This window comes from Microbacterium sp. AG790, from assembly GCF_003634765.1.
GTDB lineage: Bacteria > Actinomycetota > Actinomycetes > Actinomycetales > Microbacteriaceae > Microbacterium.
In genome coordinates this window covers 104,487-119,766 of the sequence record NZ_RBWZ01000010.1, presented here as the reverse complement: position 1 = coordinate 119,766, position 15,280 = coordinate 104,487, and the positions used below count along the sequence as shown (strand labels likewise).

Here is a 15,280-nt window from a genome sequence, read left to right as displayed (position 1 = left end):
ACGATGTCGAACACGAAGCGCATGCGCGGCTGGGCGGTTCTCGCCACGACCGTGACCGCGGGCCTTGCCCTCACCGCCTGTGCCCCTCCCGGAGCCGACACCTCCGGCACCCAGGCGCCGACCGGCGCCGTGACCCTCAGCTGCGGTACCGACCCGGTCACCCTCAGCGCCTACGTCGAGACCGGCTTCCCGCTGTTCAACGACCTCACCGCGGAGTTCACGAAGCAGTTCCCGAACGTGACCTTCAACACCCGCGAAGACCAGTTCGCGGTCATCACGCAGAACGCGCCCCGCGTGCTCGTCGACTCTCCGCCGGACATCATGCGCCTGCCCACCATCGTCGACCTGGTGAACGACAAGCTGCTGTACAACCTCGACGCCTACGCGACCGGCTACGGCTGGGACAAGTGGCCGTCGTCGCAGCTCGAGCAGCTGCGGGTCAACGACCAGGGTCAGCGCGGCGACGGTTCGCTGTACGCGATGGGGGTCAACTACTCCGTCACCGGTGTCTTCTACAACAAGAAGCTCGCCGCACAGATCGGCATGACCTCCGCGCCCACGACGCTGGCCGAGCTCGACGCCGACCTGCAGAAGGCGAAGGATGCCGGCATCACCCCGATCGCGCAGTTCAACGGCGGCGCGACCGGTGGCCTCGCCTTCCCGCTGCAGGCGCTGATGGCCAGCTACGGCAAGCCGAGCACGATCAACGACTGGATCTTCCTCAAGGACGGCGCCACGATCGACACCCCGGAGAACGTCAAGGCCGCCGAGCACCTCGACTCCTGGATCAAGGCGGGGTACTTCGCCGACGACGCGAACTCGATGGACTACTCGCAGATGATCAGCCGGTTCACCAGCGGACAGAGCCTGTTCATCTTCGACGGCGACTGGGAGTCGGGCAACTTCGACACCCAGATGCCGGGCGACGTGGGCTTCTTCCTCGCTCCGCCGCTGGAGGCCGGCGGTCAGAACGGTGCCATGTCGGCCCCGCTGACGTACGGTGTGTCGGCGAAGGCCGCTCACCCCGACTGCGCGGCGTTCTTCTTCAACTGGGTCGCCACCAACGAGACGGCCCGCACGATCGCCGTCGAGAAGGGCGGCTCGCACCCCATGGGACCGGCCGACGCCTTCATGCCCGCCGTCAAGGACGGCACGGTGACGGCGGAGACGCTCGCCGCCGGCGCGCAGCTGTCGCAGAACAACGGGTCGATGGACTTCATCGCCAACGCCACCGGCTCGATCTACGCGAAGAGCCTCACGCCCAACCTGCAGGAGCTGTTCGCCGGCAAGCAGACCCCCGCCGGCCTGCTCACCCAGGTGCAGACCGACTACCTGAGCAGCAAGAAGGGCTGATCCATGAGCACGTCCACGCGGCCCGGGGAGACCCGGGCCGCGCGGGACCGTGCGACAGCGACCCGCGACCATCGCCCGCGCCGCGCGCGATGGTCGCGGGAGGCTGTCGTCGGTCTCGCGCTCGTCGCCCCCGCGCTGGCCTTCTACGCGCTGTTCGTCCTCGTGCCGCTCGGCTCGACCGTGCAGTACTCCTTCTACAACTGGAACGGCGTCACCACCGCGACCTGGGCCGGCATCGACAACTACGTGCGTATCTTCACCGACGCGCAGCTGCTCGGTCCCATCGTCAACGCGCTGACCCTCATCCTCTACTTCTCGATCATCCCGGTGACGGTCGGCCTCATCGCCGCGGCCCTCATCCGCAAGCTCGGAGGCAGCCGCCTCGCATCGGTGTCGCGCACCGTCCTGTTCCTCCCGCAGGTCATCCCGCTGGTCGCGGCGGGCATCATGTGGACCTGGCTGCTGGCCGCCGACGGCGCGATCAACCAGTTCCTCACGGCGATCGGCCTCGGCGGCATCACCCGCGCGTGGCTCGGCGACTTCGACACGGCGCTGCCGGCCGTCGGCGTCATCGGTGCGTGGGTGTCGCTGGGCCTCTGCATGCTGCTGCTGCTCGCCGGCATGACCAAGATCGATCCCGCCCTGTACGAGGCCGCTCGTATCGACGGTGCGGGGCCCATCCGTGAGTTCTTCACGGTCACGCTGCCCGCCATCCGTCAGGAACTCGGCGTCGCGGTACTGATCACCGTGATCGGGGCCCTGCGCAGCTTCGACATCATCTACATCTCGACGCAGGGCGGGCCCGGCCGCAGCACCATGGTGCCCGGGCTCGAGATCTACTACCTCGCCTTCTTCGAGCGCCAGGTCGGACAGGCCTCCGCACTCGCGGTCGTGCTGACCGTGCTCGTGCTCGCCGTCGTGCTGCCGCTGAACAAGCTCACCCGCGGAAAGGACGAGAGCTGATGAAGACCTCCGCCGTCGAGGTGTGGTCCGGCCGCCTCCTGCTCATCGTCGTCATGGCGCTGACGATCATCCCGTTCATCTCGCTGTTCGTCACAGCGCTGCACGCCCCGGGCACCTATCCCGCCGGTCTGTCGTGGCCCGACGAGCCGCACTGGGACAACTTCGCACTCGCGTTCCAGTCCGCCGACATGCTCAAGATGCTCGGCTCGAGCATGCTCATCGAGCTCGGCGTCGTTCCCGTGAGCCTTCTAGTGGCGACCCTCGCGGGCTTCGCCCTCGGTCACTTGAAGGTGCCCTTCTCGCGTACCCTCTTCGTCGTCTTCGTGCTCGGTCTGACGCTGCCCATCGAGGGCATCATCGTGCCGATCTACTACCAGATCCGCAGCTACGGCCTGCTCAACACCCAGTGGGCGATCGTCCTCCCGCTGATCGGTCTGTTCATGCCGTTCGCCGTCATGTGGATGCGCGCGCACTTCGTCAACATGCCGCACGAGCTCACCGAGGCCGCGCGGACCGACGGCGCCACCACCTGGCAGCTGTTCTGGCGCATCCACGTGCCCCTGTCGGGCCCGGCGATCTCGTCGCTCGCGATCCTGCTGTTCCTGTGGACCTGGAACCAGTTCCTGCTCGCGATCGTTCTCGTCGACGACCCCACGAAGCGCACGATGGCCGGTGCTCTCGGCGCGTTCCAGGGGCAGTGGGGAACCGACATCCCGCTGCTGTGTGCGGGCTCGATCCTCATCCTGCTGCCCACGCTGATCGTGTTCCTGGTGTTCCAGCGGCAGTTCGTCGCGGCGCTGCTCCAGGGCGCGGTGAAGGGATGAGCTCCACCGCCCGGCCGCCACTCGACCCGGGGGTCGCGCGCGCGTTCGACGAACTCGACGACATCGTCGTGTCCATCACCGCCGACGACGTCCCCCGTCTGCGACGCAACGCCGCGCCGGCGACCGAGGCCGAGCTGACCGCCCACGGCGCCTTCGTCCGCACGCTGCACACGGTGGGCGTCGGCTCCTCGGCCGTGCCGGTCGTCGTCAGCGTGCCGGTCGAGGCGTGCCGGCCCGTGCCGGTGCTGCTGCACTTGCACGGCGGCGGGCTCGTCTCCGGCGACGCCGACTCCGAGATGCCCGCCCTCATCGCGCTGGCCGAGCGCGTGGGCTGCGCCGTCGTGTCGGTGGAGTACCGCCTGGCCCCCGAGCACCCGTACCCCGCGGCGCTCGAGGACGCGATGCAGGCGCTGCTCTGGGCGAGCGGACCGGAGGCCCCCGCCGCCCTCGATCGCGGGCGCATCGTGGTGACCGGGGTCAGCGCCGGGGCCGGACTGGCGGCCGCCCTTGCGCTCTACTCCCGCGATCACGGCGGGCCGCGCCCCATCGGCCTGCTGCTGCAGGCGCCGATGCTCGACCACCGTTCCAGCTCCCCCTCGGCGCGGCAGATGGCCGGTCATGGATCATGGGACCGCGCCGCGAACGAGGTGGCGTGGGCCGCCTACCTCGGCGACGACGATCGCGACGGCCCCGTCTCGCCGTACGCCTCCGCCGCACTCGCGGCAGATCTGAGCGGTCTGCCTCCCGTATTCATCGACGTCGGCTCGGCGGAAACGTTCCGCGACGAGTGCGTCGCCTTCGCCGACGCCATCTGGCGCGCCGGTGGAGATGCGGAGCTGCACGTGTGGCCCGGCGGAACCCACGCCTTCGATCTGATGGCCCCGTGGCTGCCGATCTCCCGCGACGCCCGCCGCACCCGCCGGGCGTGGCTGCGCCGCATCCTCCGCCGGGCGTGACCGCGCGGCATCCTGATCTCCTGGAAGGACCTCTCATGAACAGCACGCCCCCGCAGCTGATCACCTATGTCGACCGCCTCGCCGGCACCGTCACCGGTGTGCGCGACATGCTCGAGACGCGCCTGTCCGGGATGTTCGGCGGCATCCACCTCCTGCCGTACTTCACCCCGTTCGACGGCGCCGACGCCGGCTTCGATCCGAGCGACCACACCCGCATCGATCCGCGACTGGGCACGTGGGACGACGTCCGCGCCCTCAGCGGCGGGGCCGTCGTCATGAGCGACGTGATCGTCAACCACGTCTCGGCCGAGTCGGACGCCTTCCAGGACGTCCGCCGCCGCGGCGACGCTTCACCCTTCGCGCCGATGTTCCTCACCCTCGACGCGGTCTTCCCCGACGGCGCGCGCGAGGACGACCTCGCCCGGATCTACCGCCCGAGGCCCGGGCTGCCCTTCACGGTGATGGAGCTGGGCGGGCGCAAGCGGCTGGTGTGGACCACCTTCACCGCCGATCAGGTCGACATCGACCTGCGCACGGAGGTCGCGTGGGACTACCTCGTCTCGGTCATCGACGCCCTCGCCGCCGCCGGTGTGACGATGCTGCGCCTGGATGCCGTCGGCTACACAGGCAAGGAAGCCGGCACCGACTGCTTCATGACGGCATCCACCGACCGGTACACCCGGCGCATCCTCACACTCGCGCACGAGCGCGGCATGCAGGTGCTGCTGGAGGTGCACGGCCACTTCACGCAGCAGATCGACATCGCCCGCAGCGTCGACTACGTCTACGACTTCGCGCTGCCCCCGCTCGTGCTGCACGCCCTCCACGCGCAGGACCTCCGCCCGCTCGCACAGTGGCTGACCGTGCGGCCCGCCAACACCATCACGGTGCTCGACACCCACGACGGCATCGGCATCGTCGACGTTGGCGAGAGCGATCTGAAGCCCGGCGTTCCGGGGCTCCTCGCCCCCGCGCAGATCGACGCGCTCGTCGAGGCGATCCACGACGCGAGCGGCGGGACGAGCCGGCTCGCCACCGGCGCGGCCGCCTCGAACCTCGACCTCTACCAGGTGAACTGCACCTACTACGACGCGGTCGGCGCCGACGATCGTGCCTACCTGCTCGCGCGGCTGATCCAGCTGATGGTGCCCGGCATCCCGCAGGTGTACTACGTCGGCCTGTTCGCCGGCCGCAACGATGTCGAGCTGCTGCAGGCCACCGGCGTGGGCCGCGACGTCAACCGCCACCACTACACGCCCGACGAGATCGACGCCGAGCTTGAGCGCCCCGTCGTGCGCGCGCTGGGCGAGCTGCTGCGGCTGCGCGCCGCTCATCCGGCATTCGACGGCGAGTTCACCGCCGAGCTCGGCGACACCACCGGGGTGCTGCGCTGGGTGCATGCGGCCCATCGGGTGGAGGTCGCCTTCGACGTCGCGTCGCGCGCCTTCACGCTGACGGCGACCGGGGTGGATGCCGAGGACGGCGAGCTGCGCCGCACGGTCGAGGATCTGCTCGCCGCCGGGTGAGGCGCCGCCCCCGGCGGCGCGCAGCACAGGCAAGAATCCCGAAACGGTCAGCGCCAAGACCCGTAAAGTCGATTGACGCTACTACGCCCATCTTTCGGGGTGCCCCATCGACCAGGCATCAATCCTCGGTGGGCACCGGCAAAGTCACCTTTGCCAGTGTGCAGCCCTTCCGCGGAGACGTCGTGTGGATCGACCATGGCGGGGGCCTCGTCACTGGGTGCTTCCACATGGGGGCCGGCTTGCTCGTGAAGGCCGGCGACATTGTGAGCCCCAGGACGCAGCTCGGGAAGATGAGAGACACCGGCCACGCGCTGGGCTCTCATCTGCACTTCCAGGTCGAGAAGGACGGAACTTTGATCAACCCCGAGCCCTTCATGGCACTACATGACGCTCCCTGCCCCCTCAACAGAACTGATTGTGACGAGGTCTGTTTCTAACCGTGCCTCATCGATGATGAGTAGTTTCGTATCGGCCACGTAGCACAAGCTGGAGTTAACCGACTAGCTGGTGCTCATATGCGAAGATGACCGCCTGGATGCGATCGCGTAGACCGAGCTTGCTGAGCACTCGACCTACATGGGTTTTGACCGTGGCCTCACTGAGGAAAAACGCCTTGGCGATCTCGGGGTTGCTTTTGCCTTCGCCGATAGCCACGAGGATCTGGCGCTCGCGAGGGCTAAGGGCTGCGGTCGCGTCGGGGGCCCCATCAGGGAGGCGTGCCCCGAACATCTCGAGCATACGTTTCGTAACTCGCGGGGACATTGAGGCATCTCCTGCAGCTATCGCACGGATGGCGTCGACTATCTGTTCTGATCTTGAGTCCTTGAGCATGAAGCCGCTGGCACCCGCTCGCAGACCCCCGAAAGCGTACTCATCGAGGTCGAACGTGGTGAGTATCAGCACCCGGGTCTCCGAGAGATCCTCCGTGATCATCTTTGTGGCGGTGATACCGTCGAGGTACGGCATTCGTACGTCCATGAGCACCACGTCGGGCTGGGTGCGACGAGCTTCTTCGACGGCTTGGACGCCATTCGTCGCTTCCGCAACAACCTGCAAGTCTTGATTTTCGGCCAGTGCCATGCGAAATCCGAGCCGAATGAGCTCTTGGTCGTCAGCGATCAGGACTCTGATCACGTCCATCCTTCCTTCGCGTCGCCGCGCGGCAGGGTGGCTTTGACTTGCCACCCGAGGTTGTCCTTTCTTGGCCCAGCGTCGACCGTGCCACTGAGCGCGGCGACTCTTTCCCGGATCCCCAGAAGTCCTCGACCAGTCCCGGCTGACCTATATGGAAAACCGGGTAGCCCATCATCGATGATCGTTGTCGTGAGAGTTGTCGCGTCTAGTGCGATGCGGACGGCGACTTCGGTTGGGCCGTGTGCATATCGGGTTGCGTTTGTCAGTGCTTCCTGCACGATCCGATAAATCGTCAGCTGTAGAGTCGGGTCGCCCGGAGGGTGGCCGTCGATGCGGAGGGTGATGGGGACGCCGAGATTACGGAATCGTTCGATCAGTTGGGGAAGATCCGCCAGGTTCGGCTGAGGGACGGTCTCGGCAGGATCTCCGCCCAGGACACCAAGCATCCTGCGCATGTCCACCATTGCTGCCCGGCCAGTGCTAGCGACCTTACGCATCGCATCGGCAGCTTCAGGTGAAGCCCTATCTGCCTTGGCGGCGCAACCCTCCGCCAAGGCGATCATCATCGTCAGACTGTGGGAAACGATGTCGTGCATCTCCGTGGCAATTCGGTTTCGTTCTGCAGCAGCTGCGAGTTCTCCTTGCCGATCTCGTTCGACGGCGAGCTCTCGGGCTCGTTCTATGAGCGCCGCCAGGTAGCGGCGGCGGTCGCCGATGGTGATACCTAGCGCGAGACTCACCGCTAGCACGACCCCTATTTGTGCTGAGAAGGAGAGGACGGACACCCATAGCGGCGTCGGGGCATCAGGACTGGGATTGAGTAGGGGATTAAAGCTGCCTACTGTCGTTTGGCCGGCTTCTCTGATGAGGGCTGCCGTGACGGCTGAGGCTCCAACGATCGCAGCCGCAGCCCATCCGGATCGCACCGATTTGTAGACAGCGAGGGAGTACACAGCGAACGCTGCGGGTAGTAGAACGAATTGGTTGGGCGGCCAGATTGAGACGACGACGGCGCCGGCTGCCATCACGCTCAATGCCGTAAGAGGTCGCGTGCGGCGGAACAGCACCCCTGTAGCAGTAGTCGCGGCAAGCAACGCCGTTAGCAGGATCGACGCTCCCTGGGGAATCTCCGATGCCGCTATGCCCAACGCCCAGTTTCCTGCGATATCGACGATGGCGAGGACGAGGAGGATGTCCATCAATCGCGGGTGCCGCGAACGGTAGCGACGGAAAATACCGGGGGTGCTCGGCAACCGCAGGTCTGCGGCGTTAGTTCCACTAGCAGCGAGGGCCTGCGGTTGCCGAGCAATCATGCGTCGCGCCACTTAGCCAGTGCTATGGCTGCCGCCAGAACGATTACATCCCACGCGGCCAGCACGCCAAAACCGCCCCAGCCATCCAGTTTGAGAGCCTCGGTGTCGGACTGCGGGATCGACGCGTCTCCGGAGAACGCGAACAGTTGTCCGCCGGCGTTCTGCGGCATTAGCGCGCTAAGGGTGCGAGCCCAATCGGCGTCGACCATTCCTCCCAGCATCGGAATGATGACCGGTGCAACCAAGATGAGACCGAGAACCACCGCCAGCGTCCCAGCGGTGCTGCGCAAGATGACGCCGAAGCCAAAGGCGAGGAGTGCCACCATGGTCGTGTAGACCGCGCCACCAATCAACGGCATGAAGACCGAAGGGCTTCCCAGATCCACGTCGATCTGCTGGCTCGCCAGCGACGGCCAGGATACGAACGCGGAGAGCCAGATTCCGATTGCAGTTGCAACGAAGGTAGTCACTGCGAGAACAACGGCCTTCGCGATGAGCGCGCCTGTACGTCGAGGGACAGCGGCGAACGTGGAACGGATCATGCCAGTGGAGTACTCACCGGTCACGATGAGCGCCCCCAGCACGCACGCGATGAGGACCGTTATCTTGAGCCCGGCGGTGTTGACGTCGACGACGATGGATCGAGCAAGGTCCCCCGTGGTTGACTCCGATCCCGAGTTGCTGAAGCTAAGGCTCGAAACGAGTAGACCGATGGCAACCATCAGTGCGATGAGAACTCCGTAGCACCACGCCGTTGAGCGCACACTGCGCAGCTTTACCCATTCGGACCGCAGTACTCCACGGGCGCTCAGTCGGGCATTAAGAGAGGTCGAGATCCTAGGCATTGTGGAAGACATCACGCTGACACCTCCGAACGGTACTCAACCTCGTCCTGGGTGAGCTTCAAGTAGGCCTGTTCGAGACTGGCTGAGACTGTACGCAAGTCCTGAATGGGCACACCGACGCGAAGAGCTACCGCCCCCACGTCTGATGCATCCATTCCAACCACGGACAGACCGCCATCGGGCATCTGCGTGACTGTGACGTTTGGGCCAGCGATTGCGGCTGCCAATACCTGTGCCGCGGAGGTACGCACTGACACATGTGTTGCGCCGGCCTGCGCTGTAAGCGCTTCGATCGAGGCGTCAGCGAGCACGCGACCGCGGCCGAGAACGACCACATGATCGGCGGTGAGAGCCATCTCGCTCATCAGATGGCTAGAGAGAAAAACTGTTCTTCCTTGGGAGGCGAGGTACCGAGTCAGCTGCCGCACCCAGAGGACGCCGTCCGGGTCCAGGCCGTTCACAGGCTCATCGAGGATCAAGGTCTGCGGGTCACCGAGAAGTGCCGCTGCAATTCCAAGGCGTTGTCCCATTCCGAGAGAGAACCCGCCGACCCGCTTGGAGGCAACTCCTTCTAGTCCGGTCATCTCGATCACCTCGTGAACTCGAGACTTTGGTAACGATGCCGTAGCTGCCAAAGCAAGCAGGTGGTTGTATGCGCTACGACCGGTGTGGACCGCCTTCGCCTCCAGCAACGCGCCTACCTGATGTAGTGGGTCGCGATGATCTGCATACTGCTTCCCATTGACCATCGCGTGACCCGACGTGGGTCGGTCTAGGCCGACAATCATTCTCATCGTCGTCGATTTGCCCGCACCATTCGGCCCCAGGAACCCCGTCACTTGTCCGGGGTGAATCGTGAAGGAAACATCGTTGACCGCTGTCTTCCTCCCGTAGCGCTTGCTCAGGTTCCTAACTTCAATCATGGCTTCACGTTAGGTTCGAGCTCTTCAACACGCATCGCACGCCGGGGTCATCTTGGCGCCCTCATTTTCCTACTCAGGTCGGATGGCGATCGACGGTCACTAGTAGAGGAAAGACCCTTCGTTGAGAAGGGGATCGTGACGGTGGGTTCGCCGCGAACCCACCGAGTGAAAGTGCACCGGTAGCCAGAGTGGATAGCGCTCCCACTGCTGAGATGCGGGGTACGGTGAGGGGTCCTCTCCATGCCATGAAGAGCCTGGGAATACCGGAAAAGTGATGCTCATTCCGAGCGAATCTTTGAGACGTTCCTTGGTCGCCCAACCGTCGGCCGACCCGGGCTGAGCATCCTCATCGTCGTAGACTTCCCGGCACGGTTGGGCCAGATGTCACGTAGCCTGCGCGTTTGTCGGGCTACTCCGCGGCGTTAGGAGCACATCCGCCCACGGTTCTGTTTTAGGGCTGAAGCGTGTCTACCCGGGTGGTATGGACGCGAGCCCCCCCCCTGTGCGGATCAGTGCGGGCCTGAACAACACGCTGGGCCCCGACTCGGGAGATAGTGGGTTGTCGTCGCTCTCGTCACTCACTCTTCCATCCGGGACTCTCTATACAGAGGCAAGCGCCTCGTGCAGTCAGGGGGACCTGTCTGTCTCGAGGAGACACGCGCAGGAGAGGGCAGGGGAGCATGGATGGTACTTGAATCGGCAGGTGCACTAAGTTCGGGCACAGCACTCAAATGGGTGACGCGTCTGGTTCTTGCGCTCAGTCTTGTCGGACTCATGGCGTCAGCATTCATCTGCCTGCCTGCGGTGCTCGCTATCGAGGCAGACCTCGCGGCGCGCGTACTGAGCGCAGTGTTTCGCGTTCCCTCATACGCGCCGTTCGCGCTCCCTTACATCGTCTTCGTTGACGACCCGACCTACGTACTCCAGATCACCCCGGAGTGCAGCGCAGTCTTCCTCACCGCGCCCTTCGCTGCGGCAGCAGCGCTTCTTTTGCTGTCGCGACGGTTTTCGCCCGCCCGAATCTTGCTAGCGCTGTTACTGAGCGTGACCGTGATCGTCATCATCAACGAAGTCCGCATCGCCTTCATCGGCGCCGCCCTGGTCTGGTGGGGGATCGATGGTTATGGGTGGTCCCATACCGTCACCGGGTCGCTCATGAGCGTCGGGGCGATCGTGGGAGCTGTCGCGATGTCCTACCTCGTCATGAAAAGACGGAAGCAGCGTGCTAGTCCCGAGATCCTGAGTGCGCCTTGAGCGCGAGACCCATCGGAACCTTGGGGCGAAGCCTTCACCTCACCCCCCGTCGATGTTCGTGTGAGTCGCTGAAAGCGGCTTCTGAATCAGATGCTCGTGGGTGAGGCTGCGCATCACCGTTGTCTGGGTTGCGTCACTTTCCGGCCGGATGTCGCTCTCCATATACGGACGCAGCTTCGTGGTTGCTGGGGGCAGCTCCTCGAGCGGCGAGTACCTACGGGGCCTGGCTGGCGTCTGCAGGGCGAGTTCTCCCGATAGGAATCCGGGGGCGACTCGCCCTGCCAAACCTCAAGAGAGATCTTGTAGAGCGCAGAGGGCCCCTGGGGCTATCGGGGTACCTCGCCAGTCCCTATCCGTCACCTTGATGGGGCGGTTGCTCTCTCCTCTATAAGAGATGAACTGGAAGTGGACGGGGAAGTACCCCATCCAAGACGGAGGCACGAACTTGTACACCCCTTATGGCGGAATCGCTGGTGGAGGCGGGGCTGCTGCGGTCCTTGCTACGACAGGGATGGACTTTCCTGCGTTGCTGGTCGTCGCAGGATCGCTGGGACTGATGCTCTCTGGGGCCTTGCTGTTTAGGTCTGGCCGCAACAGAGCAAGCGAGAACGAGGTTGCGCGGTAATAACGCTTGATTGGACGTGGGCCTCAAGAGAGTAGGTAGAGAAGTTGCAGATCGTTCTTGCTGTCTCAATGCAGCTCTCGCTCATCCTCTCAGTGATCTTCACCCTGTATGTCTTGCTCATAGTCGTGCCCTTTCTTCGCCGTCGATCGCGTCGATCGGGCGAGCCGGGCGACCTGGAGTGGCACCTCTTCGTCCCCTGCCGAGATGAGCAGGCGGTAATCGGGGAGACTCTTGAGTACCTGCTCGGCAGTTTCCCCGATACTCATGTGTGGGTTATAGATGACGACTCAGATGACGACACCGCGGTCATTGTCGCCGGGTGGATGCAAGCCTCACCCCTCGTTCATCTCGTCCAGCGTCGCAGGCCCAAGGCTAGAACAGGGAAGGGTGACGCACTGAATGCGGCCTACGCTGAGCTCATAGCCTGGCTAGGAGACGGTGTTGATGCCGAGCGGGTCATTGTCGGTGTTGTAGACGCTGATGGGCGCCCCGCCGTTGGTTGTTTGCGCGCCGTCGCTGGCCCAGACTACTTCGGGGATTCTTCGGTCGGCGGCGTCCAGATCGTGGTGAGAATGATGAACCGCGACGTCCACACGCCCCTCCCTTCCTCTGGAAGGCTCCGAAACTTCTTCGCACGAACACTCGTGCGAATGCAGGACGTTGAGTTCCGGACTGTAATCTCCGCAATCCAATCGGCCCGGATCTACACGGGAACAGTGGGTATGGGCGGCAATGGGCAGTTCACGCGCTTGTCGGCGCTGCAGTCTCTTGATGGGGGAGACGGTAAAGCTTGGCGAGGTTCTCTGCTCGAGGACTTTGAACTCGGCGTCCACCTGCTTCTCGCCGGCTGGAAAAACCGGTTCTGTCCAGACACCTGGGTTGACCAGGAAGCTCTCTTCGATCTGCGGCGCTACCTCACGCAGCGGACTCGGTGGGGACAAGGTGTCATGCAGTGCATTCGCTACTGGCCGGCCGTATGGTCGAGTCGCAAGATCTCGAATGCTGGAATCGTCGAGATGACCTACTACTTCCTGCAGCCGTGGTTGACCCTGATAGGTACCTTTGTGTACCCCATCCCCATGATCTTTCTTGCGACTGCGCTTCTCTCGAACACGGAATTCCTCGTAGATTTCTTGACCAGAGGGGGGGCCGCCTTGCTCGGCACCTATTTGGTCGCCGGTCTTGCGCCCTTCTTTCTATGGGGACCGGTCTACATCGCGAAGTGTGAGCGGAAGCAGGGCTACTGGCGTGGCGTGGGCTGGGGCTGGGCTTATGTGCTCTACGTATACGCCTTCTATGTGACCACCTGGCGCGCCTTTGGGCGCCTCCTTACCGGAAGGTCGGGCTGGGCCAAGACTCGGCGAAATTCCGAGGCCGCCATAGGTCAGCCGGTCGCCCGCGAGAGCTAAGGAGTTCCCCGCCCCGACATCCGCGGCGGGAGCGGGATCAGCGTCATCTCCTCGGGTTCGTGCGACGTCGCTCCATCCGCAAGTTGCCGCTAGGACGTGTTGCCAAACCGATTCGGTTCACTTGTCATTGCCAGGCGCGGACATGGTGGATAGTGGCGGACTTGGGGTAGCTGCCGCCGCGAGGTCCGATCTAGAAGAGGTCGATCATGAGGAACATCGGATAGTCGGGGGCCTGCTTGATCCGACACAGTGGTCGACCTTCGCATCCGATAAGCGTCTCGCCCGGCCCCCAGATCACCGTCCAGGTGTGGGGAGAGGATGCGTCCAAGGGGACAACGACTTCGCCCATGTCGGTGGTCAGCCGCGGGTCGTTGTGCGCTTTGATGCCGGTGCGGGGCACCGTGGCCTCGCCGATGCCGTCGGCGTCGATCTCGAAGATGCAGATCTCCCCGGACTCTGTCGGGGATCGGTGCTCGGTTCCAACCAGCCATGCTGCGAGCATGCAGTTGGTGGCGCGGCTCGCGGAAACAGTGATTTCCACCCGCCCGCGTGACGGCGCAAACAGGAGGCATTGCGGTGTCTCGGTGCGGACGTCGAGATCGAAGCGGTGACGATGTGTTCCGAGCTGTGAGCCGACCGGCCCGGAATACACACCTGTCTGCAGATTGGAGACGCGCAGAGGTGCGTCTTCAAGGCGCCAGTCCAGCTGATCAGTGTCGATCCGCAGCTCGATCCCGGCAGCGACGATTCCGTAATGCGCGCGCGCCCGCTCTGGGGTCGTCCACTGCGGCAGATAGCTTGCAACCCATCGTTGTGGGCTCAGCCCGGCGCTGAAGTCGTCATCGATGTCCGGTTCACGGTCTGGTGCGGAGGGAAGGCTGCTCCCCGGGAGAGAGGGCATGAGAAATGATCACACGCGAGCCCAACCAGTGAAGGGTGGCGGCGAGCCAGAGCGCGGAGTGGTGATTCCGTGCGGTCTTGCCTGAGCGCATCGTCGGTGCGCGATCTGATCGTCACGCTCGGGGACCTTCGCGGCGATGCCGCGCTCGCGCAGCCATGCCTGGTTCGCCATCGACGGGTAACCTTTGTCGGCGATCACCCGGTCCGGCCTCGAACGTGCCCTGCCTCTCGAGCGGGCGACGCGGATCTCGCTCAGCGTCGCGGTCAGCATGCGGGTGTCCGCTGGCTGCCCAGGCGTGAGGACGAAGGTGAGAGCACGTCGCTTTCCCGTCGCAGTCGAGGTGGTTCTCTGTCGTCAACCCGCGGCGAGAACGGCCGATGGCATGATCCGCCGACCTTTCCCCGAACTTCTTGCAGTTCGACAGAGCCTCCTATCTCGCGCGGAGGTATCGTGCCGTGCTGATATACGCGGACGACCATGTAGTCGACCGGCGCGACCCAACTCAGATCCCCGGACTGCTGCGCCAGCGACTGCGACCTTTCCAACGCCCGTGCCCACACACCCTGCTCGGACCGCCGGTTGAAGCTCCTATAGATCGTGCTCCAGCTCCGGAACCGCTCCGGCACGTCCCGCCACGGTGCCCGGTCCGGAACGGCCACGCCGTCGCCTCCACCACGGCACGGCGGTCCACCGGCGGCCGACCCGTTAACTTTGCAGTCGGGAACAGCGGTTCGCTCACAGACCACGCTTCATAGGAGATCACATTGAGTCGGCCTGACTCTTGTTCCTATCGGGAGCCTTGTCCGGCAGGTGCCGGACTGGCTGAATCGAGCTCGGTGTAATACGTCTGTTCGACCTCGACCGGAGTGCGCATGTCGAGCTCGCCGTGGAGGCGGGAGTTGTTCCACCACCACACCCGTTCGAGGGTCGCGAGTTCGACCCGCTCGACGGTGCACCATGGCCCTTGCCGGCGGATCAGCTCGGTCTTGTAGAGGTTGTTCACTGCCTCCGCGTCCGCGGTGAGCCCCGGCTTCACACCTGCGTCGACCTCGTACTGATCATCGAGTTCCATCCTTGCTTGAATAACGGAACGAAAGACAGGCCGATTCACATCGCACGACACGCGTTCAAGACTCCTGCACGAGGCGTTCGGAGGCATCTAGCACCACGTCCTAAGCGCCCACAGTTCGAGCGGCGGCGGCATGGAACCGAGATCAAGCGTGCTAGAAGCGTGACGATCGGGGGTGCCCGAGG

Annotated in this window: 15 protein-coding genes and 1 pseudogene; 8 read left to right on the top strand and 8 right to left on the bottom strand. The window is 64.4% G+C overall.

Annotated features, from left to right (window positions below):
• Nucleotides 1–3: 3 nt before the first annotated feature.
• Genes DEU37_RS11675 through DEU37_RS11650 form a run of 6 tightly spaced genes read left to right on the top strand, consistent with a single transcriptional unit; the run spans nt 4 to nt 6,059 of the window.
• Complete coding sequence (locus DEU37_RS11675; RefSeq protein WP_036318790.1) at nt 4–1,353, top strand: ABC transporter substrate-binding protein; 1,350 nt, start codon at nt 4–6, stop codon at nt 1,351–1,353.
• 3 nt (nt 1,354–1,356) lie between these two features.
• Nucleotides 1,357–2,316 carry a carbohydrate ABC transporter permease gene (locus DEU37_RS11670; RefSeq protein WP_036318793.1) on the top strand — a complete coding sequence of 320 codons (960 nt, stop codon included), beginning with the start codon at nt 1,357–1,359 and terminating at the stop codon, nt 2,314–2,316.
• Nucleotides 2,316–3,140 (top strand): carbohydrate ABC transporter permease, encoded by an 825-nt coding sequence (locus tag DEU37_RS11665; protein ID WP_036318796.1) that lies wholly within the window; start codon nt 2,316–2,318, stop codon nt 3,138–3,140. The genes DEU37_RS11670 and DEU37_RS11665 overlap by 1 nt, the downstream gene beginning before the upstream one ends.
• Complete coding sequence (locus DEU37_RS11660) at nt 3,137–4,096, top strand: alpha/beta hydrolase (RefSeq protein ID WP_121190836.1); 960 nt, start codon at nt 3,137–3,139, stop codon at nt 4,094–4,096. Before DEU37_RS11665 ends, DEU37_RS11660 begins: the two co-directional genes overlap by 4 nt.
• Before the next feature lie 35 nt (nt 4,097–4,131).
• Nucleotides 4,132–5,622, top strand: coding sequence for a sucrose phosphorylase (gene gtfA / locus DEU37_RS11655; RefSeq protein ID WP_121190835.1), 1,491 nt, complete (start codon nt 4,132–4,134; stop codon nt 5,620–5,622).
• Nucleotides 5,619–6,059, top strand: a complete 441-nt coding sequence (locus DEU37_RS11650; RefSeq protein ID WP_121190834.1) for a M23 family metallopeptidase — start codon at nt 5,619–5,621, stop codon at nt 6,057–6,059. The genes gtfA and DEU37_RS11650 overlap by 4 nt, the downstream gene beginning before the upstream one ends.
• A gap of 55 nt (nt 6,060–6,114) precedes the next feature.
• Here DEU37_RS11650 and DEU37_RS11645 read toward each other — a convergent pair whose 3' ends face one another.
• The 4 genes from DEU37_RS11645 to DEU37_RS11630 form a co-directional block, all read right to left on the bottom strand.
• A complete protein-coding gene (locus DEU37_RS11645) occupies nt 6,115–6,762 on the bottom strand; it encodes a response regulator transcription factor (protein WP_121190833.1) in 648 nt (215 codons plus the stop codon).
• Nucleotides 6,753–7,955 (bottom strand): sensor histidine kinase, encoded by a 1,203-nt coding sequence (locus DEU37_RS11640; protein ID WP_183043676.1) that lies wholly within the window; start codon nt 7,953–7,955, stop codon nt 6,753–6,755. Before DEU37_RS11640 ends, DEU37_RS11645 begins: the two co-directional genes overlap by 10 nt.
• Before the next feature lie 110 nt (nt 7,956–8,065).
• Nucleotides 8,066–8,914 carry an ABC transporter permease gene (locus DEU37_RS11635; RefSeq protein ID WP_259457279.1) on the bottom strand — a complete coding sequence of 283 codons (849 nt, stop codon included), beginning with the start codon at nt 8,912–8,914 and terminating at the stop codon, nt 8,066–8,068.
• A gap of 11 nt (nt 8,915–8,925) precedes the next feature.
• Nucleotides 8,926–9,837, bottom strand: a complete 912-nt coding sequence (locus tag DEU37_RS11630; RefSeq protein ID WP_121190830.1) for an ABC transporter ATP-binding protein — start codon at nt 9,835–9,837, stop codon at nt 8,926–8,928.
• A gap of 684 nt (nt 9,838–10,521) precedes the next feature.
• Here DEU37_RS11630 and DEU37_RS11625 point away from each other — a divergent pair.
• Together DEU37_RS11625 and DEU37_RS11620 are read left to right on the top strand one after the other, a co-directional pair.
• Complete coding sequence (locus DEU37_RS11625; RefSeq protein WP_121190829.1) at nt 10,522–11,091, top strand: exosortase/archaeosortase family protein; 570 nt, start codon at nt 10,522–10,524, stop codon at nt 11,089–11,091.
• A gap of 669 nt (nt 11,092–11,760) precedes the next feature.
• Complete coding sequence (locus DEU37_RS11620) at nt 11,761–13,125, top strand: glycosyltransferase family 2 protein (RefSeq protein ID WP_259457265.1); 1,365 nt, start codon at nt 11,761–11,763, stop codon at nt 13,123–13,125.
• 190 nt (nt 13,126–13,315) lie between these two features.
• Here the strand turns inward: DEU37_RS11620 and DEU37_RS11615 are convergent, their stop codons facing one another.
• From DEU37_RS11615 to DEU37_RS11600, 4 genes and pseudogenes are all read right to left on the bottom strand, one after another.
• A complete protein-coding gene (locus tag DEU37_RS11615) occupies nt 13,316–14,026 on the bottom strand; it encodes a glycoside hydrolase family 16 protein (RefSeq protein ID WP_259457264.1) in 711 nt (236 codons plus the stop codon).
• Nucleotides 14,027–14,035: 9 nt separating this feature from the next.
• A pseudogene (locus tag DEU37_RS15180) lies at nt 14,036–14,335 on the bottom strand (transposase); the annotation flags it as partial.
• On the bottom strand, nt 14,290–14,685 hold the full coding sequence (locus tag DEU37_RS15175) for a transposase (protein WP_183043674.1): 396 nt from the start codon (nt 14,683–14,685) through the stop codon (nt 14,290–14,292). The pseudogene DEU37_RS15180 and the gene DEU37_RS15175, both read right to left, overlap by 46 nt.
• A gap of 128 nt (nt 14,686–14,813) precedes the next feature.
• The gene (locus tag DEU37_RS11600; protein WP_183043673.1) at nt 14,814–15,098 is read right to left on the bottom strand and encodes an IS3 family transposase; all 285 of its coding nucleotides are present in this window, start codon (nt 15,096–15,098) and stop codon (nt 14,814–14,816) included.
• Nucleotides 15,099–15,280 lie beyond the last annotated feature (182 nt).